This window comes from Pseudonocardia parietis (assembly GCF_017876315.1).
In the GTDB taxonomy this organism is placed as follows: domain Bacteria; phylum Actinomycetota; class Actinomycetes; order Mycobacteriales; family Pseudonocardiaceae; genus Pseudonocardia; species Pseudonocardia parietis.
Genome location: NZ_JAGINU010000001.1, coordinates 6,137,349 through 6,160,086, shown reverse-complemented (window position 1 = coordinate 6,160,086; position 22,738 = coordinate 6,137,349). Strand labels below are relative to the sequence as shown.

Annotated in this window: 22 protein-coding genes; 19 read left to right on the top strand and 3 right to left on the bottom strand. The window is 73.5% G+C overall.

Annotated elements, in window-relative coordinates; all coding sequences use genetic code 11:
• The first annotated feature begins 67 nt into the window (after window positions 1-67).
• The 4 genes from JOF36_RS28880 to JOF36_RS28865 all read left to right on the top strand — a co-directional run bounded on the left by JOF36_RS28880 (window position 68) and on the right by JOF36_RS28865 (window position 5,409).
• Window positions 68-3,448 (top strand): pyruvate carboxylase, encoded by a 3,381-nt coding sequence (locus JOF36_RS28880; protein ID WP_210033177.1) that lies wholly within the window; start codon window positions 68-70, stop codon window positions 3,446-3,448.
• A gap of 19 nt (window positions 3,449-3,467) precedes the next feature.
• Window positions 3,468-4,034, top strand: coding sequence for a 16S rRNA (guanine(966)-N(2))-methyltransferase RsmD (rsmD, locus tag JOF36_RS28875; protein WP_210033173.1), 567 nt, complete (start codon window positions 3,468-3,470; stop codon window positions 4,032-4,034).
• Window positions 4,035-4,061: 27 nt separating this feature from the next.
• Entirely contained in the window at window positions 4,062-4,547 is a 486-nt protein-coding gene (gene coaD / locus JOF36_RS28870) for a pantetheine-phosphate adenylyltransferase (protein WP_245351019.1), read from the top strand.
• A gap of 88 nt (window positions 4,548-4,635) precedes the next feature.
• A complete protein-coding gene (locus JOF36_RS28865; protein WP_210033171.1) occupies window positions 4,636-5,409 on the top strand; it encodes a DivIVA domain-containing protein in 774 nt (257 codons plus the stop codon).
• Here the strand turns inward: JOF36_RS28865 and JOF36_RS28860 are convergent, their stop codons facing one another.
• Window positions 5,410-5,910, bottom strand: a complete 501-nt coding sequence (locus tag JOF36_RS28860; RefSeq protein ID WP_210033169.1) for a VOC family protein — start codon at window positions 5,908-5,910, stop codon at window positions 5,410-5,412. It abuts the gene before it with no gap.
• A 62-nt stretch (window positions 5,911-5,972) separates the two neighbouring features.
• On the opposite strand from JOF36_RS28860, the gene JOF36_RS28855 reads away from it, so the two are divergent.
• From JOF36_RS28855 to JOF36_RS28820, 8 genes are all read left to right on the top strand, one after another.
• Window positions 5,973-6,755, top strand: coding sequence for an AraC family transcriptional regulator (locus tag JOF36_RS28855; protein ID WP_210033167.1), 783 nt, complete (start codon window positions 5,973-5,975; stop codon window positions 6,753-6,755).
• Between the two features lie 120 nt (window positions 6,756-6,875).
• Window positions 6,876-7,982, top strand: a complete 1,107-nt coding sequence (locus tag JOF36_RS28850) for a MinD/ParA family ATP-binding protein (RefSeq protein ID WP_245351017.1) — start codon at window positions 6,876-6,878, stop codon at window positions 7,980-7,982.
• A gap of 27 nt (window positions 7,983-8,009) precedes the next feature.
• Window positions 8,010-8,585: a YceD family protein gene (locus JOF36_RS28845; RefSeq protein ID WP_210033166.1), complete on the top strand. Its 576-nt coding sequence runs from the start codon at window positions 8,010-8,012 to the stop codon at window positions 8,583-8,585.
• A gap of 73 nt (window positions 8,586-8,658) precedes the next feature.
• Window positions 8,659-8,841: a 50S ribosomal protein L32 gene (rpmF, locus tag JOF36_RS28840; protein WP_210033165.1), complete on the top strand. Its 183-nt coding sequence runs from the start codon at window positions 8,659-8,661 to the stop codon at window positions 8,839-8,841.
• A gap of 7 nt (window positions 8,842-8,848) precedes the next feature.
• On the top strand, window positions 8,849-9,610 hold the full coding sequence (gene rnc / locus JOF36_RS28835; protein ID WP_210033161.1) for a ribonuclease III: 762 nt from the start codon (window positions 8,849-8,851) through the stop codon (window positions 9,608-9,610).
• A 15-nt stretch (window positions 9,611-9,625) separates the two neighbouring features.
• Entirely contained in the window at window positions 9,626-10,507 is an 882-nt protein-coding gene (gene mutM / locus JOF36_RS28830) for a bifunctional DNA-formamidopyrimidine glycosylase/DNA-(apurinic or apyrimidinic site) lyase (protein WP_210033159.1), read from the top strand.
• A gap of 127 nt (window positions 10,508-10,634) precedes the next feature.
• Complete coding sequence (locus tag JOF36_RS28825) at window positions 10,635-10,952, top strand: PadR family transcriptional regulator (RefSeq protein WP_210033157.1); 318 nt, start codon at window positions 10,635-10,637, stop codon at window positions 10,950-10,952.
• Window positions 10,952-12,238 carry an HAAS signaling domain-containing protein gene (locus tag JOF36_RS28820; protein ID WP_210033154.1) on the top strand — a complete coding sequence of 429 codons (1,287 nt, stop codon included), beginning with the start codon at window positions 10,952-10,954 and terminating at the stop codon, window positions 12,236-12,238. Before JOF36_RS28825 ends, JOF36_RS28820 begins: the two co-directional genes overlap by 1 nt.
• 79 nt (window positions 12,239-12,317) lie before the next feature.
• Here JOF36_RS28820 and JOF36_RS28815 read toward each other — a convergent pair whose 3' ends face one another.
• The gene (locus JOF36_RS28815; protein WP_210033152.1) at window positions 12,318-13,370 is read right to left on the bottom strand and encodes a magnesium and cobalt transport protein CorA; all 1,053 of its coding nucleotides are present in this window, start codon (window positions 13,368-13,370) and stop codon (window positions 12,318-12,320) included.
• 275 nt (window positions 13,371-13,645) lie between these two features.
• On the opposite strand from JOF36_RS28815, the gene kdpF reads away from it, so the two are divergent.
• The 6 genes from kdpF to JOF36_RS28785 are packed head-to-tail and all read left to right on the top strand — an operon-like array spanning window position 13,646 to window position 21,555.
• Window positions 13,646-13,777 carry a K(+)-transporting ATPase subunit F gene (gene kdpF, locus JOF36_RS28810; protein ID WP_372447420.1) on the top strand — a complete coding sequence of 44 codons (132 nt, stop codon included), beginning with the start codon at window positions 13,646-13,648 and terminating at the stop codon, window positions 13,775-13,777.
• Window positions 13,777-15,456: a potassium-transporting ATPase subunit KdpA gene (gene kdpA / locus JOF36_RS28805; protein ID WP_210033150.1), complete on the top strand. Its 1,680-nt coding sequence runs from the start codon at window positions 13,777-13,779 to the stop codon at window positions 15,454-15,456. The genes kdpF and kdpA overlap by 1 nt, the downstream gene beginning before the upstream one ends.
• Window positions 15,457-15,503: 47 nt before the next feature.
• Window positions 15,504-17,687 (top strand): potassium-transporting ATPase subunit KdpB, encoded by a 2,184-nt coding sequence (gene kdpB, locus JOF36_RS28800; protein WP_210033148.1) that lies wholly within the window; start codon window positions 15,504-15,506, stop codon window positions 17,685-17,687.
• 3 nt (window positions 17,688-17,690) lie between these two features.
• Window positions 17,691-18,296, top strand: a complete 606-nt coding sequence (locus JOF36_RS28795) for a potassium-transporting ATPase subunit C (protein ID WP_210033146.1) — start codon at window positions 17,691-17,693, stop codon at window positions 18,294-18,296.
• A 20-nt stretch (window positions 18,297-18,316) separates the two neighbouring features.
• Window positions 18,317-20,863, top strand: coding sequence for a sensor histidine kinase (locus JOF36_RS28790; RefSeq protein WP_307862643.1), 2,547 nt, complete (start codon window positions 18,317-18,319; stop codon window positions 20,861-20,863).
• The gene (locus JOF36_RS28785; RefSeq protein WP_210033135.1) at window positions 20,860-21,555 is read left to right on the top strand and encodes a response regulator; all 696 of its coding nucleotides are present in this window, start codon (window positions 20,860-20,862) and stop codon (window positions 21,553-21,555) included. The genes JOF36_RS28790 and JOF36_RS28785 overlap by 4 nt, the downstream gene beginning before the upstream one ends.
• 1 nt (window position 21,556) lies before the next feature.
• On the opposite strand, the gene JOF36_RS39505 is transcribed toward JOF36_RS28785, so the two are convergent.
• Window positions 21,557-22,381, bottom strand: a complete 825-nt coding sequence (locus JOF36_RS39505) for a CAP domain-containing protein (protein ID WP_307862642.1) — start codon at window positions 22,379-22,381, stop codon at window positions 21,557-21,559.
• Window positions 22,382-22,403: 22 nt separating this feature from the next.
• On the opposite strand from JOF36_RS39505, the gene JOF36_RS28775 reads away from it, so the two are divergent.
• Window positions 22,404-22,694 carry an acylphosphatase gene (locus JOF36_RS28775; protein WP_210033133.1) on the top strand — a complete coding sequence of 97 codons (291 nt, stop codon included), beginning with the start codon at window positions 22,404-22,406 and terminating at the stop codon, window positions 22,692-22,694.
• The last annotated feature ends 44 nt before the right edge of the window (window positions 22,695-22,738 follow it).

Below are 22,738 nucleotides of genomic sequence, written 5' to 3'. Positions count from 1 at the left end.
GATCACGCGTCCGGTCTGCGGAAACCCCGCGGGGCCGGGCGCCGTCACCGACTGGATGAGGAGTGCGATGTTCGGCAAGGTGCTGGTGGCCAACCGGGGTGAGATCGCGATCCGGGCGTTCCGGGCGGCGTTCGAGCTGGGAGTCTCCACGGTCGCCGTGTTCCCGTACGAGGACCGCAACTCGTTGCACCGGGCGAAGGCGGACGAGTCCTATCAGATCGGCGAGCCCGGCCATCCCGTGCGCGCGTACCTGTCGGTGGACGAGGTCATCAGGGCGGCGCGCAAGGCCGGCGCGGATGCGGTGTACCCGGGTTACGGGTTCATGTCGGAGAACCCGGACCTGGCGCGGGCGTGCCGGGAGGAGGGCATCACCTTCGTGGGGCCGCCGACCGAGGTGCTGCACCTGACGGGCAACAAGTTCCGGGCGGTGGCCGCGGCCCGTGAGGCCGGGGTGCCGGTGCTGGAGTCGTCGGACCCGTCCTCGGACGTCGAGGAGCTGGTGGCGGCGTCGGAGGACATCGACTTCCCGGTGTTCGTCAAGGCGGTGGCCGGTGGCGGCGGGCGCGGGATGCGCCGCGTGCAGGAGCCGGACGGGTTGCGTGAGGCGATCGAGGCCGCGATGCGGGAGGCGGAGTCGGCGTTCGGGGACCCGACGGTGTTCTTGGAGCAGGCGGTGGTGAACCCGCGCCACATCGAGGTGCAGATCCTGGCCGACGCCGAGGGCAACGTGGTGCACCTGTACGAGCGGGACTGCTCGGTGCAGCGCAGGCACCAGAAGGTCGTCGAGATCGCGCCGGCGCCGAATCTGGACCCGGCGGTGCGGGATGCGATCTGCGCGGACGCGGTGAACTTCGCCCGCCAGATCGGCTACGTCAACGCGGGCACGGTCGAGTTCCTGCTCGACGAGCGCGGCCGGCACCACTTCATCGAGATGAACCCGCGGATCCAGGTCGAGCACACGGTGACCGAGCAGGTCACCGACCGGGACCTGGTGATCGCGCAGCTGCGGATCGCCTCCGGGATGACGCTGCCCGAGCTGCGGCTGACCCAGGACCACATCACCCTGTCCGGCACCGCGATGCAGACCCGGATCACCACCGAGGACCCGGCGAACGAGTTCCGCCCGGACGTGGGGACGCTCTCGGTGTACCGGTCCCCGGGCGGGCCGGGGGTGCGCCTGGACGGCGGCACCGTGCACGTCGGCGCCCAGGTGTCGGCGCACTTCGACTCGATGCTGGTGAAGCTGACCTGTCACGGGCACGACTTCGCCAACGCCGCACGCCGGGCGCGCCGCGCGATCGCGGAGTTCCGGATCCGTGGGGTGGCGACCAACCTGCCGTTCCTGGCCGCGGTGCTCGAGGACGAGGACTTCAAGGCCGGCAATGTCACGACGAGCTTCATCGAGCAGCGCCCGCACCTGCTGCGGGCGCGGCCGTCGGCCGACCGGGGTTCGCGGATCCTGCAGTTCCTCGGTGAGACCACGGTGAACAAGCCCAACGGGGCGCGTCCGGTCGTGGTCGAACCGGTCGACAAGCTGCCGGGCGGCGTCGATCTGGGCGCGTCGGCGCCGGACGGGTCGGCGCAGCTGCTGCGCGAGCTGGGCCCGGAGCGGTTCGCGGCCCGGTTGCGCGAGCAGGTGGGGGTGGCGGTCACCGACACCACGTTCCGCGATGCGCACCAGTCGTTGCTGGCGACCCGGATCCGGACCCGGGACCTGACCGCGGTGGCGCCGTACGTGGCGCGCACGATGCCGCAGCTGTGGTCGATGGAGTGCTGGGGCGGGGCGACCTACGACGTCGCGTTGCGGTTCCTGGCCGAGGACCCGTGGGACCGCCTGGCCGCGATCAAGGCGGCGGCGCCGAACATCTGCACCCAGATGCTGCTGCGCGGCCGGAACACCGTCGGCTACACGCCGTATCCGACCGAGGTGACCGACGCGTTCGTCGCCGAGGCCGCGGCGACCGGGATGGACATCTTCCGGATCTTCGACGCGCTCAACGACGTCTCCCAGATGCGCCCGGCGATCGACGCGGTCCGCAACACCGGCACGGCGCTGGCCGAGGTCGCGCTCTGCTACACCGCGGACCTGTCGGACCCGGCCGAGCAGCTCTACACCCTGGACTACTACCTGCGTCTGGCCGAGCAGATGGTCGACGCGGGCGCGCACGTGCTGGCGATCAAGGACATGGCCGGGCTGCTGCGCCCGCCCGCGGCACGGACGCTGGTCACGGCGCTGCGGGAGCGGTTCGACCTGCCGGTGCATCTGCACACCCACGACACCGCCGGTGGGCAGCTCGCGACGCTGACCGCGGCGATCGACGCCGGGGTGGACGCCGTGGACGGGGCGGTGGCGTCGATGGCCGGCACCACCAGCCAGCCGTCGTTGTCGGCGCTGGTCGCGGCGACCGATCACACCGAGCGTGTCACCGGGCTGTCGCTGGCCGCGGTCGGGGACATGGAGCCGTACTGGGAGGCGGTGCGCAAGGTGTACGCGCCGTTCGAGTCCGGGCTCGCGTCGCCGACCGGGCGGGTGTATCACCACGAGATCCCGGGTGGGCAGCTGTCGAACCTGCGCCAGCAGGCCATCGCGCTGGGTCTGGGTGACCGGTTCGAGCTGATCGAGGACTGCTACGCGGCGGCGGACCGGATGCTGGGGCGGCTGGTGAAGGTGACGCCGTCGTCGAAGGTGGTCGGGGATCTGGCGTTGCACCTGGTCGGGGCCGGGGTGGAGGCGGCGGACTTCGAGAAGGACCCGGCGAGCTTCGACATTCCGGACTCGGTGGTCGGGTTCCTGCGTGGTGAGCTCGGCGCGCCTCCTGGCGGCTGGCCGGAGCCGTTGCGGACCCGGGCGCTCGAGGGCCGCAACCCGGAGGCGGAGAAGGCCGAGCTGTCGATCGAGGACCGGCGGGGGTTGCGCGACGATCGGCGCCGGACGCTGAACCGGTTGCTGTTCCCCGGCCCGACGCGCGAGTTCGACACCCACCGCGAGCACTACGGCGACACCGCGGTGCTGAGCTCGAAGGACTTCTTCTACGGCCTCGAGGAGGACCTGGAGCACACCGTCGAGCTCGAGCCCGGGGTGACGCTGCTGATCGAGCTCGAAGCGGTCTCCGAGCCCGACGAGCGCGGCTACCGGACCCTGCTGACCACGCTCAACGGGCAGCTGCGTCCGGTCGCGGTGCGCGACGAGTCGATCGCGACCGAGGTCAAGACCGCGGAGAAGGCAGGCAAGGACAACGACGCCCACGTCGCCGCCCCGTTCGCCGGCGTGGTCACGCTGCAGGTCGGCGAGGGCGACAGCGTCGAGTCCGGCCAGACCATCGCCACCATCGAGGCGATGAAGATGGAGGCCTCGATCACCGCCCACCGCGCCGGCACCGTCGCACGCCTCGCCATCGGCGAGGTGCAACAGGTCGAGGGCGGCGACCTGCTGGTGGAGCTGGGCTGAGGGGTACCGGAGCCGCGTTGTGACGAGACTGATCGCGGGCAGTGCCGGCGGACGGCGGCTGGGCGTGCCGCCGTCCGGGACCCGGCCCACGTCGGACCGGGTGCGGGAGGCGCTGTTCTCCGCGCTCGACCACGATCCGGGGCTGGCGGGCACCGCCGTGCTGGACGTGTGCGCGGGCTCCGGTGCGCTCGGTCTGGAGGCGCTGTCGCGGGGCGCGGTGGACGCGGTGTTCGTCGAGGCCGACCGGCGTGCGGCCGGGGTGCTGCGGCGCAATGTCGGCGCGGTCGGGCTCGGCGGCCGCGTCGTGGCGGGGAAGGCCGGGACGGTGCTGGCCGGTCCGGCACCGCGGGCGTTCGACGTCGTGCTGGTCGACCCGCCCTACTCCGTGACCGACGCCGAGATCGCGGACTGGCTGACCGGGGCGGCCGGGAACGGCTGGCTGGGCGCCGACGCCGAGATCGTGGTGGAGCGCCCCCGCTCGTCGGGGGACTTCGGCTGGCCGGACGGGTTCGCCCCGGGCCGGGCACGCCGCTACGGCGACACGGTCCTGCACCACGCCCGGTACGGCACGGACGGGCCGGAGTGATGATCAGGGACTGATAGGTTCCGTCGCATGTCCGAAGTGCGCCGCGCGGTGTGCCCCGGTTCCTACGACCCGCCGACGATCGGTCATCTCGACGTCATCGCGCGCACGGCCGCGCTGTTCGACGAGGTCTTCGTCGCGATCCTGGTGAACCCGCGCAAGCAGGGACTGTTCGAGACCGGCGAGCGGATCGAGATGCTGCGCGAGATCACCACCGACCTGCCCCAGGTGCGGGTGGAGGCGTTCTCCGGGCTGGTCGTCGACTACTGCCGCGAGCGCGGGGTGCAGGCGCTGGTCAAGGGCCTGCGCGGGGCCACCGACTACGACTACGAGCTCCCGATGGCGCACATGAACCGGCACCTCACCGGCGTGGAGACGATGTTCCTGCCCGGCGCGCCGGGGCAGGTGTACGTGTCCAGCTCGCTGGTCAAGGAGGTCGCGCGCGGCGGCGGCGACGTGACCCCGTTCCTGCCGCCGACCGTCCACCGCCGGCTGGCGGAGCGGTTGCGGGACTGAGCCCCGGTCGGCGCAAGAGACGGACTTGACACGCGGGAGCGGCGGGTAATGACCGCCGGCACCGGGTCCCGGTGCGATGATCCCACGCGTGTACCGGGTCTTCGAGTCACTGGACGCGCTGGTGACGATCGTCGAGGAGGCGCGCAGCGTCCCGATGACGTCGAACTGCGTCGTGCCCCGCGGCGACGTGCTGGAGCTCCTCGACGACGTCCGTGAGGCGATCCCGGGCGAGATGGACGACGCCCAGGACGTGCTGGACCGCCGGGACGACGTCGTCTCCGAGGCCGAGCGGGAGGCCGAGGAGACCCGGACGGCCGCGAACTCCGAGGCCGAGGAGACGCTGCAGAACGCGCGCACCGAGGCTGAGCGGCTCGTCTCCGAGGCGCAGGAGGAGGCCGCCCGGACCCTCGCCGAGGCCCGGCACGAGGCCGAGCGCGCCGTCGCCGACGGCCGCAGGCAGTACGCCGAGCTGACCGACCGGGCCCGGGACGAGGCCGAGCGGATGACCCACGCCGGCCGGGCCGCGCACGACCGGCTGGTCGCCGACGGCCAGAACGAGCAGACACGCCTGGTGTCCCAGACCGAGGTCGTCCGGGCGTCGCACGCCGAGGCCGGGCAGGTCGTCGACGCCGCGCACGCCGAGTCCGACCGCCTGCGCCGGGAGTGCGACGACTACGTCGACACCACCCTCGGTGAGCTGGAGACGACCCTGAACAACGCCCTCGGCGTCGTCGGCCGGGGCCGCAGCCAGCTGTGGCGCGGGCAGTACGGCCCCGGCTACGACGCCGGTGGGCGCGGCTGGGGTGGGCGGGGCGAGCCGCAGGACGGGCGCTCCGGCACCGGGATGGACCTGATCGACTAGCTAACCCTGCTGCGCCGCCCATTCGGCGACCCGGCGCTCGCTCTCCTGCGTGGACAGGTCCTCGACCCGGGTCATGACCGCCCAGCGGACGCCGTAGGGGTCGACCACCGAGGCGAACCGGTCCCCGGAGACGAACGTCGTGAGCGGCTCCCGGACGGTCGCGCCGGCCTCGGCCAGTACGGCGAAGGCGGCATCGGCGTCGGCCACGTAGACCGCCAGCGACATGCTGACCGGGTGGTCGCCCGGTGCGGCGGCGACGAGGCCGTAGTCCGGCATGGCGTCGCTGACGGTGAACCGGCCCGCGGCCAGCTCCAGCTCGGCGTGCGCGACCAGCCCGCCCATCTCGGTGATCGACACGACCCTGGCCCCGAAGGCCGCGGAGTAGAGTGCGATCGCCTCGCGGGCGGGGGAGGCGACCAGGTGCGGGGTCAGCGACGTGCTCACGTTCGGGCGGCCGTCGGTGGTGTGCTCGCCGGTGACGGCGACGGTGGTGTTGGTCATGGTCCCGAGCCTCGCCCGGGACGCCACGGGTCTCTAGAAGATTCCCGACAGGGGAGGGGCGGTTGGTCGAGTCGCGCGGGCACCTGAACCCGGGTGCGCCGGAGGTGGCGCTGTCCCGCTTCCCGATCGGGCTCGACGACCTCGTCCGGTGGGCCTGGGTCGTCCGCTGGGACGTGGCGCCCGGACGGACCAGCGTGCAGCGCGTGCTGCAGTACCCGGCGTTCAACCTGGTCGTCGACCCGCTCGGCGCCCACCTGCACGGACCGAAGACCGTCGTCGACGTCCGCGAGCTGGCCGGGCGGTCGTGGGTGGCGGCCGTCCTGCTCCGTCCCGCCGCGCTTCCGCTGCTGAGTACGACGCCGCCTGCCGAGCTCCGGGGCGCCGCGGAGCCGTTCGGTGGCGCCCCGGTGGCCACGGTGACGGCGGCGATGCACGACTCCGCCGATCCGGACCGGGCCGTCGCCGCCGTGCTGCGGGACTGGCTCGCTCCGTACGCGGAGCGGGTGGAGGGGGCCGGACGGCTGGTCAACCGGGCGTGTGCGCTGGCCGAGGAGCGTGCGGACGTCGTCCGCGCCGACCAGCTCGCCGACGAGGTCGGTGTCGCGCCGCGCACGCTCGAGCGGCTGGTCCGGGCACACGTCGGGCTGACCCCGCTGTGGCTGATCGAGTGCCGCCGCCTGCAGCACGCCGCCACCACGCTGCGGCGCGAGCCCGGCACCGACCTGGCCGCGCTTGCCGCCGACCTCGGATACGCCGACCAGGCGCACCTCACCCGCCGCTACCGCGCCGTGGTGGGCGAGACGCCCGGGGCGACCCGGCGCGCGGCCCGGCACCCCACGGTGTGAGCCGGCATCCCACGGTGTGATCCGGAATCCGGCACCGGGACCGACGACGGCCGTCGCATCCGGTGCCGGATGCGTGATCACGACACGGGACACGTCCTGGCGGCGTACTACGCTCCGTGCATGGCGCGCCGGCCCGAGCCCGACCCGATGACCTGGTGGGAGCGCTACGGGCACCGGCTGGAGGGGCCGCCCGTGCCCACCCGGGCGACCGACCCGCCGCCGACGGCACCGCCGCCGGCCGACCCGCCGCCGACGGCACCGGAGCCGCACGAGCATGCCGTGCCGCACGAGCACACCGTGTTGCACGAGTACGCCGTGCTGCGCGAGGCCGACGTGCTGCGCCCGCGCATCCCGCGTCCCCGCTCCGGCTGGCGGCGTGTGCTGCACGACGTCACCGGCGGCCGGGTCGCTCCCGGGCCCGGCCGCGCCGAGGAACGCCACGCCGCGCTGCTCGAGCGGATCCGCGGTCCGCTGACCGGCGTGCACCGGGTCGCGGTGCTCTCGGTCAAGGGCGGGGTCGGCAAGACGACCGTGGCCGCCGGTCTGGGTCTCGCACTGGCCGGGCACCGGGGCGACCGGACCGTCGTCCTCGACGCGGACCCGGACGCCGGCACGCTGGCCGACCGGCTCACCGGTGACTCGCTCACGACCGTGCGGGACCTGCTCGACGACATCGAGAAGATCGGCAGCTGGTCCGACGTCTCCCGCTACCTCGGTCTCGTCGGCAGGCTGTCGGTGCTCGCGTCCGAGCAGGACCCGGCGGCGGGCGAGGCGTTCCGGCGCGACGAGTACGAGCGCGTCTGCGATCTGCTCGGCCGGTACTTCACCGTGCTCGTCACCGACTCCGGTACCGGTCTGGTGCACTCGGCGATGGCGGGAACGCTGGCCCGCGCCGACTCGGTCGTCGTGGTGGGAGCTCCCACGGTCGACGGTGCGGGCCGGGCCGCCAAGACCCTGGACCTGCTGGTCGCGCACGGCTGCGAGAACCTGGCCCGCGACGCGGTGGTCGTCCTGTCGTGCGACCGGCACAGCGCCGACGTCGACTCCGCGCGGATCCTGGACCACTTCCGCGGCCGCGTCCGTGGTGTCGTCGCGGTGCCGCACGACCCGCACCTGGCCGTCGGCGGCCGGATCGATCCGGAGCGGCTGCGCCCGGCCACGGCCGACGCGTTCCTCGAACTCGGCGCTCTGGTGGCGGACGCGTTCGACCTGCGGCGACGCGACTGAGGCCACGGGCGTACCGTGGGCATGGTCATGAGCACGCATCGCACACCCGACCGTCCCGACGAGAACCCGTGGTTCTTCAGCACCCGAGAGCTGGCCCGGCGGCCCGGTAACCAGCGCACCGTGACCCGCACGGTGCCCGCCCCCTCGGGGGACAAGGCGATCGGGCTGGTCGGCGTGATCGCCGTCCCGGACGGCTCCGACGTCGACATCGACCTCTCCCTGGAGTCGGTCACCGAGGGCGTCTACGTCTCCGGGACCGCGTCCGCGCGGCTCGAGGGCGAGTGCTCGAGGTGCCTCGACCCGATCTCCGACGACGTCGAGGCCCGGATCGGCGAGCTGTTCGCCTACCCGGACTCGGCCACCGAGGAGACCACGGACGCCGACGAGATCCCGCGCCTGGTCGACGACCGGATCGACCTCACCCAGACCGTGCGCGACGCCATCGTCATCGACCTCCCGATGGCGCCGCTGTGCACACCGGACTGCCCGGGTCTGTGCACCGAGTGCGGAACCCGGTGGGCCGATCTCCCGTCCGATCACGGGCATGAGACACTGGATCCTCGTTGGGCGGCGCTCAAGGAGCGCCTGCCCTCCACCGACTGAGCCGGTGACCCCTCGCGGGTTCCGCTTACGGTGTGTGAAAGATCTGATCGTCTGAGTACCGAGGAGTGTCATCATGGCCGTTCCCAAGCGCCGGATGTCGCGGTCCAACACGCGTGCGCGCCGGTCGCAGTGGAAGGCCACTGCGCCGTCCCTGGTCGCCTGCTCGAACCGCGCCTGCCGCGAGCCGAAGCTGCAGCACATCGCCTGCCCGACCTGCGGCCAGTACGACGGCCGGCAGGTCACTCGCCCGGCCTGATCGGGTAGTGGGTGACAAGAGCGTGACCGGTCCGGTGACGGACCGGTCTCCTCTGCTGTCCGCACTCGGTGTCGAGCTGGACGACGAACTGCTGACGCTCGCGCTCACGCACCGTTCGTACGCCTACGAGAACGGCGGGCTGCCGACCAACGAGCGCCTCGAGTTCCTGGGCGACTCGGTGCTCTCGATCGTCGTCACCGAGCGGCTGTACCGGGACCACCCGGACCTGCCGGAGGGCCAGCTGGCGAAGCTGCGCGCCAGCGTCGTCAACATGCACGCGCTGGCCGGGGTCGCCGCGGCGCTCCCGGTGCCCGACGGTTCGGCACACGGGCTCGGCGCCTACCTGTACCTGGGCCGCGGCGAGGAGCTGACCGGCGGGCGCGGGAAGGCCAGCATCCTGGCCGACGGCACCGAGGCGTTGCTCGGCGCGGTGTACCTGCAGCACGGGCTGGAGCCCTCCCGCGAGCTCATCCACGGGCTGTTCGCCGACCTGTTGCGCTCCGCGCCGTTGCTCGGCGCCGGCCTGGACTGGAAGACGAGCCTGCAGGAGCTCACCGCGGCCGGCGGGCACGGTGTGCCCGAGTACCGGATCGACGAGGAGGGTCCCGACCACCTGAAGGTGTTCACCGCGACCGCCGTCGTCGGGGGTCGTGACCTCGGCAGCGGCGCCGGGCGCACCAAGAAGGAGGCCGAGCAGAAGGCCGCCGAGATCGCCTGGCGGGCCCTGTCGGCCGAGAAGTCCGGGCAGAGCACCGGAACGTCGCGCTAGCCGGAACCACGTCGAGTGCCCGAACTGCCCGAGGTCGAGGTCGTCCGCCGTGGCCTCGCCGACCACGTCCTGGACCGGCGGGTCGCCGCCGTCGAGGTGCTGCACCCGCGGGCGGTCCGGCGCCACCCCGTCGGCGCCCAGGACTTCACCGCCCGGCTGACCGGTCGCACCATGCGGGCCGCGGCCCGGCGTGGCAAGTACCTGTGGCTGGAGCTGGACCCGGCCGGACCCGGCGATGACGCCCTGCTCGCCCATCTCGGCATGAGCGGCCAGATGCTGGTCGAGGATGCCGCTGCGCCCGACGAGAAGCACCTGCGGGTGCGGATCCGGTTCGACGACGACGGTCCTGAGCTGCGTTTCGTCGACCAGCGCACGTTCGGCGGCCTGTCGGTCCACCCGCTCGCGCCGGCCACCGGTGGCGGGTTGATCCCCGAGCCGGTCGCGCACATCGCACGGGACCCGATGGATCCCGCGTTCTCCGCCGACGACACGGTCGCCGCGCTGCGCCGCAGGCGGACCGAGCTCAAGCGGGCACTGCTGGACCAGACGGTCGTCTCCGGGATCGGCAACATCTACGCCGACGAGGCGCTCTGGCGGGCGAGGCTGCACGGGCTGCGGCCCACCGAGAAGCTCACCCGGGCCCAGGGGCATGCCGTGCTCGACGCGGCCACCACCGTCATGACCGAGGCACTCGCCCAGGGCGGAACCTCGTTCGACGCGCTCTACGTCAACGTCAACGGCGCGTCCGGCTACTTCGACCGCTCGCTGAACGTCTACGGGCAGGCGGACCGGGCGTGCACGCGCTGCGGGACCCCGATCCGCCGGGACGCGTTCATGAACCGGTCCTCGTTCACCTGCCCGCGCTGCCAGCCCGCCCCGCGGCGCCCGCGCTCGTAGCCGTCCCGGCGCAGCAGGTCCTCCGGGGCCTCCCGGACGACGGCGCCTCCCGGGACACGCCGAACAGTGCAACGCTCTCAACGGTACTGCGCATTCCGTAGTAGCGTGCCTCGCACAAGGAGGGGTGATGGACACCAGCCAGTTGCTCAAGGGGGTGCTCGACCTCGCCGTGCTCGCCGTCCTCGACAAGGCGGACGGCTACGGCTACGAGGTGGTGCGCGCATTGCGCGGGGCCGGGCTCGCCGAGGTGGGCGACGCATCGGTCTACGGCACGCTGCGCCGCCTCTACGGCGCGGGACTGCTCACGTCGTACGTGGTCCCGAGCGAGGCGGGCCCGCACCGCAAGTACTACGCGATCAACGAGCCGGGCCGGGCCCGGCTGCAGGAGACGACGGCACGGTGGCGGGAGTTCGCCACCACGATGGAAGGCCTGGTGGGCACGTGATGGCCGAGAGGACCGGTACGGACGCGAGCGCCGGCACCGAGGAGACGATCCGGATCGAGGACGCGGTCACCACCGAGTACCTGGACGGGCTGCGCACGGCGCTGATCGACCTGCCGCCCGCCGAGCTGGCCGAGATCGTGGAGGACGCCCGCGGGCACCTTGCCGACCTCGCCGGCGAGCTGGGGCCCTCCTACGACCGGGCCGCCGTGCACGAGCGCCTCGGCACCCCCGCCACCTATGCCGCGGAGCTGCGTGCGGCGGCCGGGTTCCCCGCCCCACCCGCATCGACCGTCCCGGACGACCGGTCGCCGCGGTTCCCGGCCCTGTTCGCCGTGCTCGCGCTGGTCTGCGCGACCGCACTGGCCGGGCTCGGTGGTCTCGTCGAGCTGCCGCTCGGTCTGCTGTCACTGCTGCTCGGGCTCCCGGTCGCGGCGGTCGGGGTGCTCCCCGTGTTCCGCGACGGGCCACGGCAACCCGCGGTCGCCGCGCTGGGTCCGGTGCGTGCACTCGACCGGATCCGGCCGCGCCCCGGCGGCGTGGACGACGAGCAGCCGCGGCGCGAACTCCCGGCCTTCCTGGCGAGCCTGCAGCCGGGGTGGTGGCTGCTCCGCGGCGTCGTCGCGGCCGCAGCGGTGGCGGCGTTGTTCGGCGGCGACGGTTCGACCGCCCTGCTGGTGACGGTCCTGGTCGCCCTCGCCGCCGTGCCGGTGTCGGTGTTGCTCGGACACCGCACGCGGGCCGACCGGCGACTGCTCTGGGTCGTCGTCCCGCTGAACGCCTTCGCAGCCGGTCTGGTCGTCGCCGCCGCCGGCGCGTTCGCCGCCGACGACAGTGGCGGCTACGACAGTGCCGGCTACGCCGACGCCGCCCCGTCCGGGCTGGCCCGGGACGGGGAACCGGTCACCGACGTGCGGCCGTTCGACGCGCAGGGCCGCCCGCTGTCCGGGGTGTACCTGTTCGACCAGGACGGCCTGCCGCTGGCGGTGGGGGACCACCGCTGCGTCCCGGCGAGCCGCACGGACTACGGCGCGCCCGAGGAGCCGGGTCCGTACCCGCTCGGGACGCGCACGAGCGACCCGGAGACGGGTGAGTGCGTGACGACCCCGCCCGCGCCGATGGTCGTCACCATCCCCGGCGCGACGCCCACCCCGGCCGGGCCCGGAAGCTCCGCCACTTCCGTGGCCCCGGCACCGGCCGCGCCCGGAGCGTCCGGCGCCCCGACACCGACCGCGCCCCCGGCGAGCCCCGCCCCGGAGACGGCACCGGTGCCGCGCCCCGGCGGCTGAACCGCCCACGGACCTGCCGGCTCGGGGGAGCCGGCCACCGGGCCGGGCGCGTCGTCCCGTAGGAGGGCGCGCCCGGCCCCTACAACCAGTCGTTGAACCGGAACGTCGCGTACAGCACGAGTGCCGCGGCGATCATCATCGCGAAAGCCATCGGGTAGCCCAGCGACCAGTGCAGCTCCGGCATGTGGTCGAAGTTCATGCCGTAGATGGCGGCGATCAGGCTCGGCGCGAAGATGATCGCCGCCCAGGACGACACCTTCTTCATCTGCTCGTTCTGCTGGTAGCCGGCCTCGCTCAGCCGGGTCATCTCCTCGTTCTGGCGCTGCGCGACCAGCGTCGCGTTGACGGTGAGGATGTTGCCGAGCAGGTCCCGGAAGCCGTCGACGCGTTCGCGGACCCGGGTGGCGTGGTCGATCACGTCCCGCATCACGCGGTGCAGCTCCAGGTCCGGGCTCTCCCCGGACTCGGCGAAGCGGCCGCGCAGCTCGGCGAAGATCTCCTCCAGCGGCTCCACCGCCCGCTGGAAGGCGATCACCTCGCGGGTCAGCTGGTAGATCCGCCGGGACACGCCCGGGTCGCCCTGGAAGACCTGCTCCTCGATCTGATCGATGTCGTCCTGCAGCCCGCCGAGGACCGGCACGTAGTCGTCGACCACCCGGTCCAGCACCGCGTACAGCACCGCGGTCGGCCCGTGCGCGAGCAGGTCGGGGTCGTCCTCCAGCCGTTCCCGGACCTCGCGGAGCTCCGGTTCGTCGGCGTGCCGCACGGTGATCACGAAGTCCGGGCCGAGGAACAGGTGGATCTCGCCGATCTGCACGACCTCGTGGCGGTCGACGTAGCGGGCCGGCCGCAGGACGACGAACTCGGTGTCGCCGTAGCGCTCCATCTTCGGCCGCTGATGGGCGTTGACCGTGTCCTCGACGGCGAGGCCGTGCAGGTCGAACTCCTTGGCGAGCTCCTCGATCTCCTCGACATCCGGGCGGAGCATGCCGATCCAGCAGAAGCTGGCCGCCGAGCCCCCGCCGGAGTCGTCGTGGCGGCAGCGCTCCAGCTCCATGAGCGCGCCGGGCACCGACTCGGGTACGGCGGCGCGGCGGCCGTCGACGTACACCGCGTTGTCGATCACCGACATGCTCGTCGCCTCCCGTTCGCCGGCCGGCACCGGGTTTCGCAGCAGCGTAACCAGCGGGCCGGAGCGGCGCCCGGCGCGAGCCGGCCACGTGACCGCTGCCACCGGGCGTCAAGACGGCGTCAACGACGCCCGGTCCCGGCGTCAAGCCCGCGTCACGGACCGGTCCGCCGGCGTCGACGGCGCGCACGATCTCCGCCGGTCCGCCGGAAGTCCCGGCGGTAGCACCTCGAGGAGAGTGCCGTGGCCGACCTGGCCTATATCGCGTTGCTGGTGGCGTGCTTCGCCGTCCTCGCGCTGACGCTGCGCGGACTGGAGAAGCTGTGATCGCGAACGTCGCGGCGGGCGTGGTCGCCCTCGCCCTGCTGGTGTACCTGATGATCGCCCTGCTGCGTCCGGAGAGGTTCTGATGGCCGGCGTGGCGCAGGTGGGCCTGCTCCTCGTGCTGCTCGCGGCGAGCTGGAAGCCGCTGGGTGACTGGATGGCGCGCGTCTACACCGACACGGAGCACTGGCGGGTCGAGCGGTGGATCTACCGGATCTGCCGGGTCGATGCCGGCTCCGGGCAACGCGCGACGACCTACGCGGCCGGCGTGCTCGGGTTCTCGTTCGTCTCGATCGTGCTGCTGTACCTGCTGCAGCGCCTGCAGCCGTTCCTGCCGCTGGGCTTCGGCCGCGGCACCGACGACGCCGACACGGTCTCGCCCGCCATGGCGTTCAACACGGCCGTGTCGTTCGTGACCAACACCAACTGGCAGTCCTACGTGCCCGAGCAGGTGCTCGGGCACACCGTCCAGATGGTCGGCCTGACCACCCAGAACGTTCTCTCGGCGGTGGTCGGCATGGCCGTCGCGATCGCCCTGGTCCGCGCGTTCGCAGCCCGCGGCGGCGACGGTGCCGACGCCGGCCGGCTCGGCAACTTCTGGGTCGACCTGACCCGCGGGACCGTCCGGATCATGGTCCCGCTGGCGGTCGTCGCGGCGGTCGTGCTGGTCGCGGGTGGTGTCGTGCAGTCGCTGCGGGCCGGCGTCGACGTCACGAACGTCGACGGTTCGACGCACACGCTGCCGCTGGCTCCCGCCGCGTCGCAGGAGGCGGTGAAGGAGCTCGGTACCAACGGCGGCGGCATCTTCAACGCCAACTCCGCGCACCCGTTCGAAAACCCGAACCCGTTCACGAACGTGTTCGAGATATTCCTGATGCTGCTGATCCCGGTGGCGCTGACCCGGACGTTCGGCGTCATGGTCGGCCAGGTCCGGCAGGGGGTCGTGCTGCTGTCGGTGATGGGCGGCCTGTGGGCGCTGTTCCTCGGGCTCGCCTGGCTCGCCGAGGCACATCCGAACGGGCCCGCCGCGATCGCCGCCGGCGGCGCGATGGAGGGCAAGGAGGTCCGGTTCGGCGTCGCCGGCTCGGTCCTGTTCGCCATCTCCACCACCGGCACGTCCACCGGCGCGGTGAACGCGATGCACGACAGCCTCTCCGGCGCCGCCGGCGGCCTGGCGATGCTCAACATGCTGCTCGGCGAGGTCGCACCCGGCGGCACCGGCTCCGGTCTCTACGGCCTGCTCGTTCTCTCGATCATCGCGGTCTTCCTGGCCGGGCTGATGGTCGGGCGCACCCCGGAGTTCCTCGGCAAGAAGCTGGGCCGGCGCGAGGTCACCTACGCCGCGGTGTCGATCCTGGTGATGCCGACGTTCGTGCTGCTCGGTGCCGGGCTCGCGATCGCGCTGCCGGGCACGGCCGACGCCCTGAACAACGACGGCGCGCACGGCTTCTCCGAGGTCCTCTACGCCTGGGCGTCGGCGGCCAACAACAACGGTTCGGCGTTCGCCGGGATCACCGTGACCAGCGACTTCTTCCAGGCGGGTCTCGGGGTGGCGATGCTGTTCGGCCGGTTCGTGCAGATCCTGGCCGTGCTCGCGCTCGCCGGTTCGCTCGTGGACCGGCGCCGGGTCCCGGCCGGTGCCGGCACGCTGCCGACCGACGGTCCGCTGTTCGCCGGCCTGGTCGGCGGCACGGTCCTGCTGGTCTCCGCCCTGACCTTCTTCCCCGCTCTCGCGCTCGGACCGATCGCCGAGGCGCTGTCGTGAGCGGGCCCTCCACCACATCCCGGCAGACATCCGTGCAGGAGGACTCCGTGTCCGTCACCACCACCCCACCGGCGCAGCACGGGGTCCCCACCCCGGCTCCGGTCGCGGCGGGTGCGTTCTCGCCGAGGCAGCTCCTCGCGTCCCTCCCGGACGCGTTGCGCAAGCTCGACCCGCGGGTCCAGGCCCGCAACCCGGTGCTGTTCGTCGTCTGGGCCGGCTCGGTGCTGGTCACCGTGCTCGCGATCGCCGACCCGAGCGTGTTCGCCGTGCTCGTCGCGGTGTGGCTGTGGTTCACCGTCCTGTTCGCGGCGCTGGCCGAGGCGGTGGCCGAAGGACGGGGCAGGGCACAGGCCGCGTCGCTGCGCGCCCTGCAGCGCGACACCATGGCCCGCCGCCGGCCGGCCGGTGACGCCGCGGGCGAGGAGTGGGTCCCGAGCTCCGCGCTGCGGCTCGGTGATCTCGTCGTGGTCGAGGCGGGGGAGACGATCCCGGGCGACGGCGACGTCGTGCACGGCATCGCCTCGGTCGACGAGTCGGCGATCACCGGCGAGTCGGCGCCGGTGATCCGGGAGGCGGGCGGCGACCGGTGCGCCGTCACCGGCGGCACGACGGTGCTGTCCGACCGGATCGTCGTGCGGATCACGACGAGGCCGGGGGAGTCGTTCGTCGACCGGATGATCGGGCTGGTCGAGGGCGCGTCCCGGAGGAAGACGCCGAACGAGATCGCGCTGACCATCCTGCTCTCGGCGTTGACGATCATCTTCCTGCTCGCGGTCGTCGCGATCGCCCCGATGAGCGCCTACGCCGGCGAGCAGGTGTCGGTGGTGGTGCTGACCGCGTTGCTGGTCTGCCTGATCCCGACCACGATCGGCGCCCTGCTCTCGGCGATCGGCATCGCCGGGATGGACCGGCTGGTGCAGCGCAATGTGCTCGCCACCTCGGGTCGCGCGGTCGAGGCGGCCGGTGACGTCGACACCCTGTTGCTCGACAAGACCGGCACCGTCACGTTCGGGAACCGGCGCGCCACCGCACTGCACCCGGTCGGCGGCGTCGATGTCGCCGAGCTCGCCCGCGTGGCCCGGCTGTCGAGCCTGGCCGACCAGACCCCGGAAGGGCGCAGCGTCGTCGAGCTGTGTGCGTCCGGGTACGGCCTTCCGGCCGAGGCCGACGCCGCCGAGGCGGTCGCGGAGTTCGTTCCCTTCACCGCCGGGACCCGGATGTCGGGGGTCGATCTCCTCCCGCGGAGCGCAGGCGGAGCGGGCATCGGCACCCCGCGGAGCGCAGGCGGAGCGGGCATCGGCACCCCGCGGAGCGCAGGCGGAGCGGGCATCGGCACCGGCCATGTCGTGCGCAAGGGCGCCGCGGCCGCCGTGCTCGAGTGGGCACGCACGAGCGACCGGAGCGAGGTCGACCGGCTGGTCGAGGCGATCTCCGACGCGGGCGGCACGCCGCTGGTCGTCGCCGCCGCCGACGACACCACGGGCCACGGCGGCCGGGTGCTGGGCGTGATCGCGCTCTCCGACGTCGTCAAGCCGGGGATGGTGGAGCGGTTCGCCGAGCTGCGCGCGATGGGCATCCGCACGGTCATGGTCACCGGCGACAACCCGCGCACCGCCGCGGCGATCGCCGCGCAGGCCGGTGTCGACGACCATCTCGCCGAGGCCACCCCCGAGGACAAGCTCGCCCTGATCCGTTCCGAGCAGCAGGGCGGCCGGCTGGTCGCGATGACCGGGGACGGCACCAACGACGCCCCCGCCCTCGCCCAGGCCGACGTCGGCGTCGCGATGAACACCGGCACCTCGGCCGCCAAGGAGGCCGGGAACATGGTCGACCTCGACTCGAACCCGACGAAGCTGATCGAGATCGTCGAGATCGGCAAGCAGCTGCTGATCACCCGGGGCGCCCTGACCACGTTCTCGGTGGCCAACGACCTGGCGAAGTACTTCGCGATCCTGCCCGCGATGTTCCTGGTCCTCCACCCGTCGCTGGGGGCGCTGAACATCATGGCGCTGGCGACGCCGGAGTCCGCGATCCTCTCCGCGGTGATCTTCAACGCGCTCGTGATCGTCGCGCTGATCCCGCTGGCGCTGCGCGGTGTCCGCTACCGGCCGTCGTCGGCCTCGGCACTGCTGCGCCGCAACATGCTGATCTACGGCGTCGGCGGGGTGGTCACCCCGTTCGCCGGGATCTTCCTCATCGACCTCGTCGTCCGCCACATCCCGGGGATCTGAGACATGCTCACCACACTGCGCCGGCAGGCCGCCGTCGGCCTGCGCCTGCTGCTCGTCATGACCGTCCTGTGCGGCATCGTCTATCCCCTCACGGTCTGGGGGGTGTCCCGGCTCCCGGGGCTGTCCGACCGGGCGGAGGGGTCCGTGCTGCCGGGCGCGAGCGGGTCGTCGCTGATCGGGATCGACCCGGTCGCCGCCGACCCGGCCGCCGACCCGTACTTCCACACCCGCCCGTCGGCGTCGTCGGAGGGCCTGCTGGGCCCTGCCGACACCACCACGTCGGGGGGCTCGAACAAGGGCGGGTTCGACGAGGAGCTGCTGGCGTCCGTGCATCAGCGGCGCGACCTGATCGCCGCCCGCGAGGGCGTCGCCCCGGCCGCGGTGCCCGCCGACGCCGTCACCGCGTCGGCGTCCGGCCTGGATCCCGGCATCAGTCCCGAGTACGCGGCCCTGCAGGTCGCGCGGGTGGCCCGGGTGACCGGCCTGCCGTTGCGGCAGGTCGAGGACCTCGTCGCCGGTGCCACCGACGGGCGCGTCCTCGGGTTCCTCGGCGAGCCGCGGGTCGCCGTCACCGAGCTCAACCTGGCCGTGCGGGACGCCCGCGGGTGAGCGAGGACGACAATGGGTGCGTGAGCACGCGGGGCGAGCTGCGTATCCACCTCGGCGCCGCGCCCGGGGTCGGCAAGACCTTCGCCATGCTCGGCGAGGCGCACCGCCGGCTCGGGCGCGGCACCGACGTCGTGGCCGGGGTCGTGGAGGCCCACGGCCGGGACCGCACGTCGGAGCTGCTGGACGGTCTGGAGGTCCTCCCGCGCCGCCGGGTCGAGCACGGCGGCACCGTGCTCGAGGAGCTGGATCTCGACGCCGTCCTGGCCCGGGCACCGCAGGTCGTGCTGATCGACGAGCTGGCCCACACGAACGCGCCCGGCTCGCGCAACGCCAAGCGCTGGCAGGACGTCGAGGAGATCCTCGACGCGGGTATCGACGTGCTGTCCACGGTGAACGTGCAGCACCTCGAGTCGCTCGGCGACGTCGTGCACACGATCACCGGGGCCCGGCAGCGGGAGACCGTGCCCGACGAGGTCGTCCGCCGGGCGGAGCAGATCGAGCTCGTCGACATCACCCCGGAGGCGCTGCGCCGCCGGCTGGCGCACGGCAACGTGTACGCGGCCGAGAAGATCGACGCGGCGCTCGCACACTACTTCCGGGTCCCGAACCTGATCGCGTTGCGGGAGCTCGCCCTGCTGTGGGTCGCCGACGAGGTGGACGTGGCGCTGCGGCGCTACCGCGCCGACGAGCAGGTGACCGACGTGTGGGAGACGCGCGAGCGGGTCGTCGTCGCGCTCACCGGGGGTCCGGAGTCGGAGACGGTGTTGCGCCGGGCCGCCCGCATCGCGACGCGGGCGGGCAAGGCCGACCTGCTCGCCGTGCACGTGCTGCGCGGGGACGGCCTGGCCGTCGGCCCGGTCAACGGTGTCGACCGGATCCGCACGATCGCCGAGGACGTCGGTGCCAGCTTCCACACGGCCGTCGGGGACGGTGGGGCGGACGCCGTCACCCGGGCACTGCTCGACTTCGCCCGCGGGGTGAACGCCACCCAGCTGGTGCTCGGTACGTCCCGGCGGTCCCGGCTGGCCCGGTTGTTCGATCCCGGCATCGGGGCCCGGGTGGTGCAGGAGTCCGGCCGGATCGACGTCCACATGGTCAGCCACGACGCGGCGGGACGCGCGCTGCGGCTGCCCTCGTTGCCCGGTGGCCTCTCGCCGACACGGCAGGCGCTGGGCTGGGTGGTGGCGGTCCTCGGCCCGGTGCTGGCGACCGGTGCCGGGGTGTTCGGGGCGCCCTGGGTGGACCTGTCGACCGACGTGGTCCTCTACTTCCTCGCCACCGTGCTGGCCGCGCTCGCCGGCGGGCTCGGCCCGGCGTTGCTCGCCGCGCTGCTCGGCGGCCTGCTGCTGAACTTCTTCCTGTCCCCGCCGCTGTACTCGCTCGCCATCGCCGGGCCCGGCAACCTGATCACGGTGGCGGCCATGCTGCTGGTCGGCGTGCTGGTGGCCCTGGTGGTGGACCGTGCGGCACGGCGGGCCGAGCAGGCCGCGCGGGCCAGGGCCGAGGCGGCGCTGCTGGCCTCGTTCGCCCGGACCGTGCTCACCCGCGCCGATCCGCTGCCCCGGTTGCTGACCCAGGTCCGTGAGACCTTCGGGCTGCGCTCCGCGGCGCTGCTCGAACGCGGTGCGGACCGGAGCTGGTCGATCGTGGCGGTGTCCGGGCCGCCGGACTGCACGCGGCCGGACCGGGCCGAGATCGACGTGGTCGTCGACGACGGGTTGCACCTGGTCGGGACCGGACGCGCGTTGCCGGCCGCGGACCGGCGGCTGCTGGAGACGGTGGGCGGGCAGGCGCTCCTGGCCCTGCGCGGGCAGCGGGCCGAGGCGGGAGCCGCCGACGCCGAGCGACGGGCCGAGGTCAACGAGACCCGCGGCGCGCTGCTGTCCGCCGTCGGCCACGATCTGCGCACACCACTCACCTCGATCAAGGCCGCGGCCGGGAGCCTGCGGGACCCGGTGCTGCGGTTCTCGGACGCCGACCGGTCCGAGCTCCTGGCGACGGTCGAGGAGTCCGCGGACCGGCTGACCCGGCTGGTGGAGGATCTCCTCGACTCGTCCCGGCTGGCCGCCGGTGCGGTGGTCCCGCTGCTCGCGCCGGTCGGCTACGACGAGATGGCGGCGACCGCGGTACTCGGCCTGGAAGGGGCCGAGCGGGTCCGGGTGGAGATCGGTGAGGACGTGACCGAGGTGCTGGCGGACGCCGCGCTGCTGGAACGGGTGATCGCCAACGTGGTCGACAACGCCCTGCGGCACGGCGCCGGCCGGTCCGGCGACACCGCGGGCGAGGTCGTGCTGCGGGCGAGCGAGCACGCCGACCGGGTCGAGCTGCGGATCGTCGACCGCGGGCCGGGAGTGCCGCGCCGGCAGTGGGACGGGCTGTTCGCCGCGTTCCAGCGGCTCGGCGACCGCGACGCGACCAGCGGCCTCGGGCTCGGGCTGTCGGTTGCCCGCGGCCTCACCACCGCGATGGGCGGCGAGCTCGGTGCCGAGGAGACGCCGGGCGGCGGGCTGACCGTCGTCGTGTCCCTGCCCGCGGCCACGGCCGGCGTCCCGGTGCGTGACCGGTGACCGGCCGGGGCACGCGCGTCCTGGTCGTCGACGACGACCCGCAGCTCCTGCGCGCGCTGCGGATCAACCTCACCGCGCACGGCTACACCGTGCTCGTCGCCGCGGACGGCTCTGCCGCGCTGCGGACCGCCGCCGACGGGCACCCCGACGTCGTCGTCCTCGATCTCGGGCTGCCCGATCTCGACGGCGCCGAGGTCATCGAGGGCCTGCGCGGCTGGAGCACCGTGCCGGTCATCGTCCTGTCCGCCCGTACCGACTCCGGCGACAAGGTGCGGGCCCTCGACGCGGGTGCCGACGACTACGTCACCAAGCCGTTCGGGATGGCCGAGCTGCTGGCGCGGCTGCGCGCCGCGGTCCGGCGGGCCGCGGTCTCGGCGGTCGACGGTGCCGCGGTGGTGGTCACAGCGGACTTCACCGTGGACCTGGCGGCGAAGACCGTCGCGCGCGCGGACGGCGCGGCGGTGCACCTGACACCGACCGAGTGGGGCATCCTCGAGCTCCTCGTGCGCCACCGCGGCAGGCTCGTCGAGCAGCAGCGGCTGCTCCGCGAGGTGTGGGGTCCGCAGTACGGCACCGAGTCCCACTACCTGCGCGTCTATGTGGCCCAGCTGCGCCGCAAGCTCGAACCGGTGCCGTCCCGCCCGCGGTACCTGATCACCGAGGCCGGGATGGGGTACCGGTTCGAGGGGTAGCTCAGCGGCCGAAGTTCTGGGTCCAGTACCCGTCGGCGAGCCCGACGCCGATGGTGGTCAGCGAGCAGTTCAGGATGTTGCGCCGGTGTCCCGGTGAGTCCATCCAGTCCTGCACGACGCTCGCCGCATCCTGCTGCCCCATCGCGATGTTCTCGGCGCCGGGCGAGTCGTAGCCGGCCGCGGTGATGCGGTCGGCGAAGTCGCGGCCGTCCTGGCTGTCGTGCGCGAAGTAGTCGTTCGCGGCCAGGTCCTCGCTGTGCGCCTGGGCCGCGGCGGTGATGCGCGGGTCCGTGGTGAGCGCCGGGCAGCCGGCCTGCGCGCGCTCGGTGTTGGTCAGCGCGACGACGTCCGCGAGCGCGCCGGACAGGCCGGTGGCCGGGGCGGGCTCCGCGGTCTTGCGCGGGATCGAGGGCAGCTGCTGTCTGCCGGGTGCCTGCTCGGACTCCGGTGCCGCCCGTGGCGCCGGAACCATGGTGGCCGCGCGGTGGGCCCCGATCGCGTCGAGCGCCGAGCGGGCGGGGGAACCGGGGTCGGTGGGGACGCCGTCGAGCGCGGCCCGCGCCGCGTCGGTGACGTCCAGCGCGGGCGGCGGCGCGCCGGTGGGGGCCGGGGCGACCCCGGGGCCGGACGCGGGCGGCCCGCCCGTCCCGAGCGCGACCGACGCCGCACCGACGGGGCGCAGCGGGACGGTGTCCTCGACCGTCCCGGCCGGATCGGGGAGCGAGGCACCCAGCGGCGTCAGCGGAGCGGTCATCGCCAGCACCGCGCCCGCACCGACCCCGCCGAGAACCGAGCGGGTGGCGCGGGGTGTGCGTCGTCGGATCACAGTGGCGTAACGTATCAGCACTGTGAGTAGCAGCACTGATTCCGCCGTTCGGCTCACCGCATGGGTCCAGGGAGAGGTTCAGGGTGTCGGTTTCCGCTGGTGGACGCGGTCGCGGGCGCTCGAGCTCGGGCTCGTCGGCCAGGCCCGGAACCTGACCGACGGGCGGGTCGCGGTGACCGCGGAGGGTGACCGCGGGGCGTGTGAACGACTGCTGGACCTGCTGAAGGGTGACGCCACACCGGGGCGTGTGACCTCGGTCACCGAGAGCTGGGGTGCGGCGAGCGGGACCTTCTCGGGCTTCGTCGAGGCGTGACACCGGCGGGCGGATCGGCGAGTTCTGTCGGTGCCCCGGTCTAC

Excerpts from the sequence above, each read along its gene's own strand:
- JOF36_RS28880 (WP_210033177.1), top strand. The coding sequence starts at position 68 with ATGTTCGGCAAGGTGCTGGTGGCCAACCGGGGTGAGATCGCGATCCGG.
- coaD (WP_245351019.1), top strand. The coding sequence starts at position 4,062 with ATGTCCGAAGTGCGCCGCGCGGTGTGCCCCGGTTCCTACGACCCGCCG.
- JOF36_RS28860 (WP_210033169.1), bottom strand. The coding sequence starts at position 5,910 with ATGACCAACACCACCGTCGCCGTCACCGGCGAGCACACCACCGACGGC.
- JOF36_RS28850 (WP_245351017.1), top strand. The coding sequence starts at position 6,876 with ATGGCGCGCCGGCCCGAGCCCGACCCGATGACCTGGTGGGAGCGCTAC.
- JOF36_RS28845 (WP_210033166.1), top strand. The coding sequence starts at position 8,010 with ATGAGCACGCATCGCACACCCGACCGTCCCGACGAGAACCCGTGGTTC.
- rpmF (WP_210033165.1), top strand. The coding sequence starts at position 8,659 with ATGGCCGTTCCCAAGCGCCGGATGTCGCGGTCCAACACGCGTGCGCGC.
- JOF36_RS28825 (WP_210033157.1), top strand. The coding sequence starts at position 10,635 with ATGGACACCAGCCAGTTGCTCAAGGGGGTGCTCGACCTCGCCGTGCTC.
- JOF36_RS28820 (WP_210033154.1), top strand. The coding sequence starts at position 10,952 with ATGGCCGAGAGGACCGGTACGGACGCGAGCGCCGGCACCGAGGAGACG.
- JOF36_RS28815 (WP_210033152.1), bottom strand. The coding sequence starts at position 13,370 with ATGTCGGTGATCGACAACGCGGTGTACGTCGACGGCCGCCGCGCCGCC.
- kdpA (WP_210033150.1), top strand. The coding sequence starts at position 13,777 with ATGGCCGGCGTGGCGCAGGTGGGCCTGCTCCTCGTGCTGCTCGCGGCG.
- JOF36_RS28795 (WP_210033146.1), top strand. The coding sequence starts at position 17,691 with ATGCTCACCACACTGCGCCGGCAGGCCGCCGTCGGCCTGCGCCTGCTG.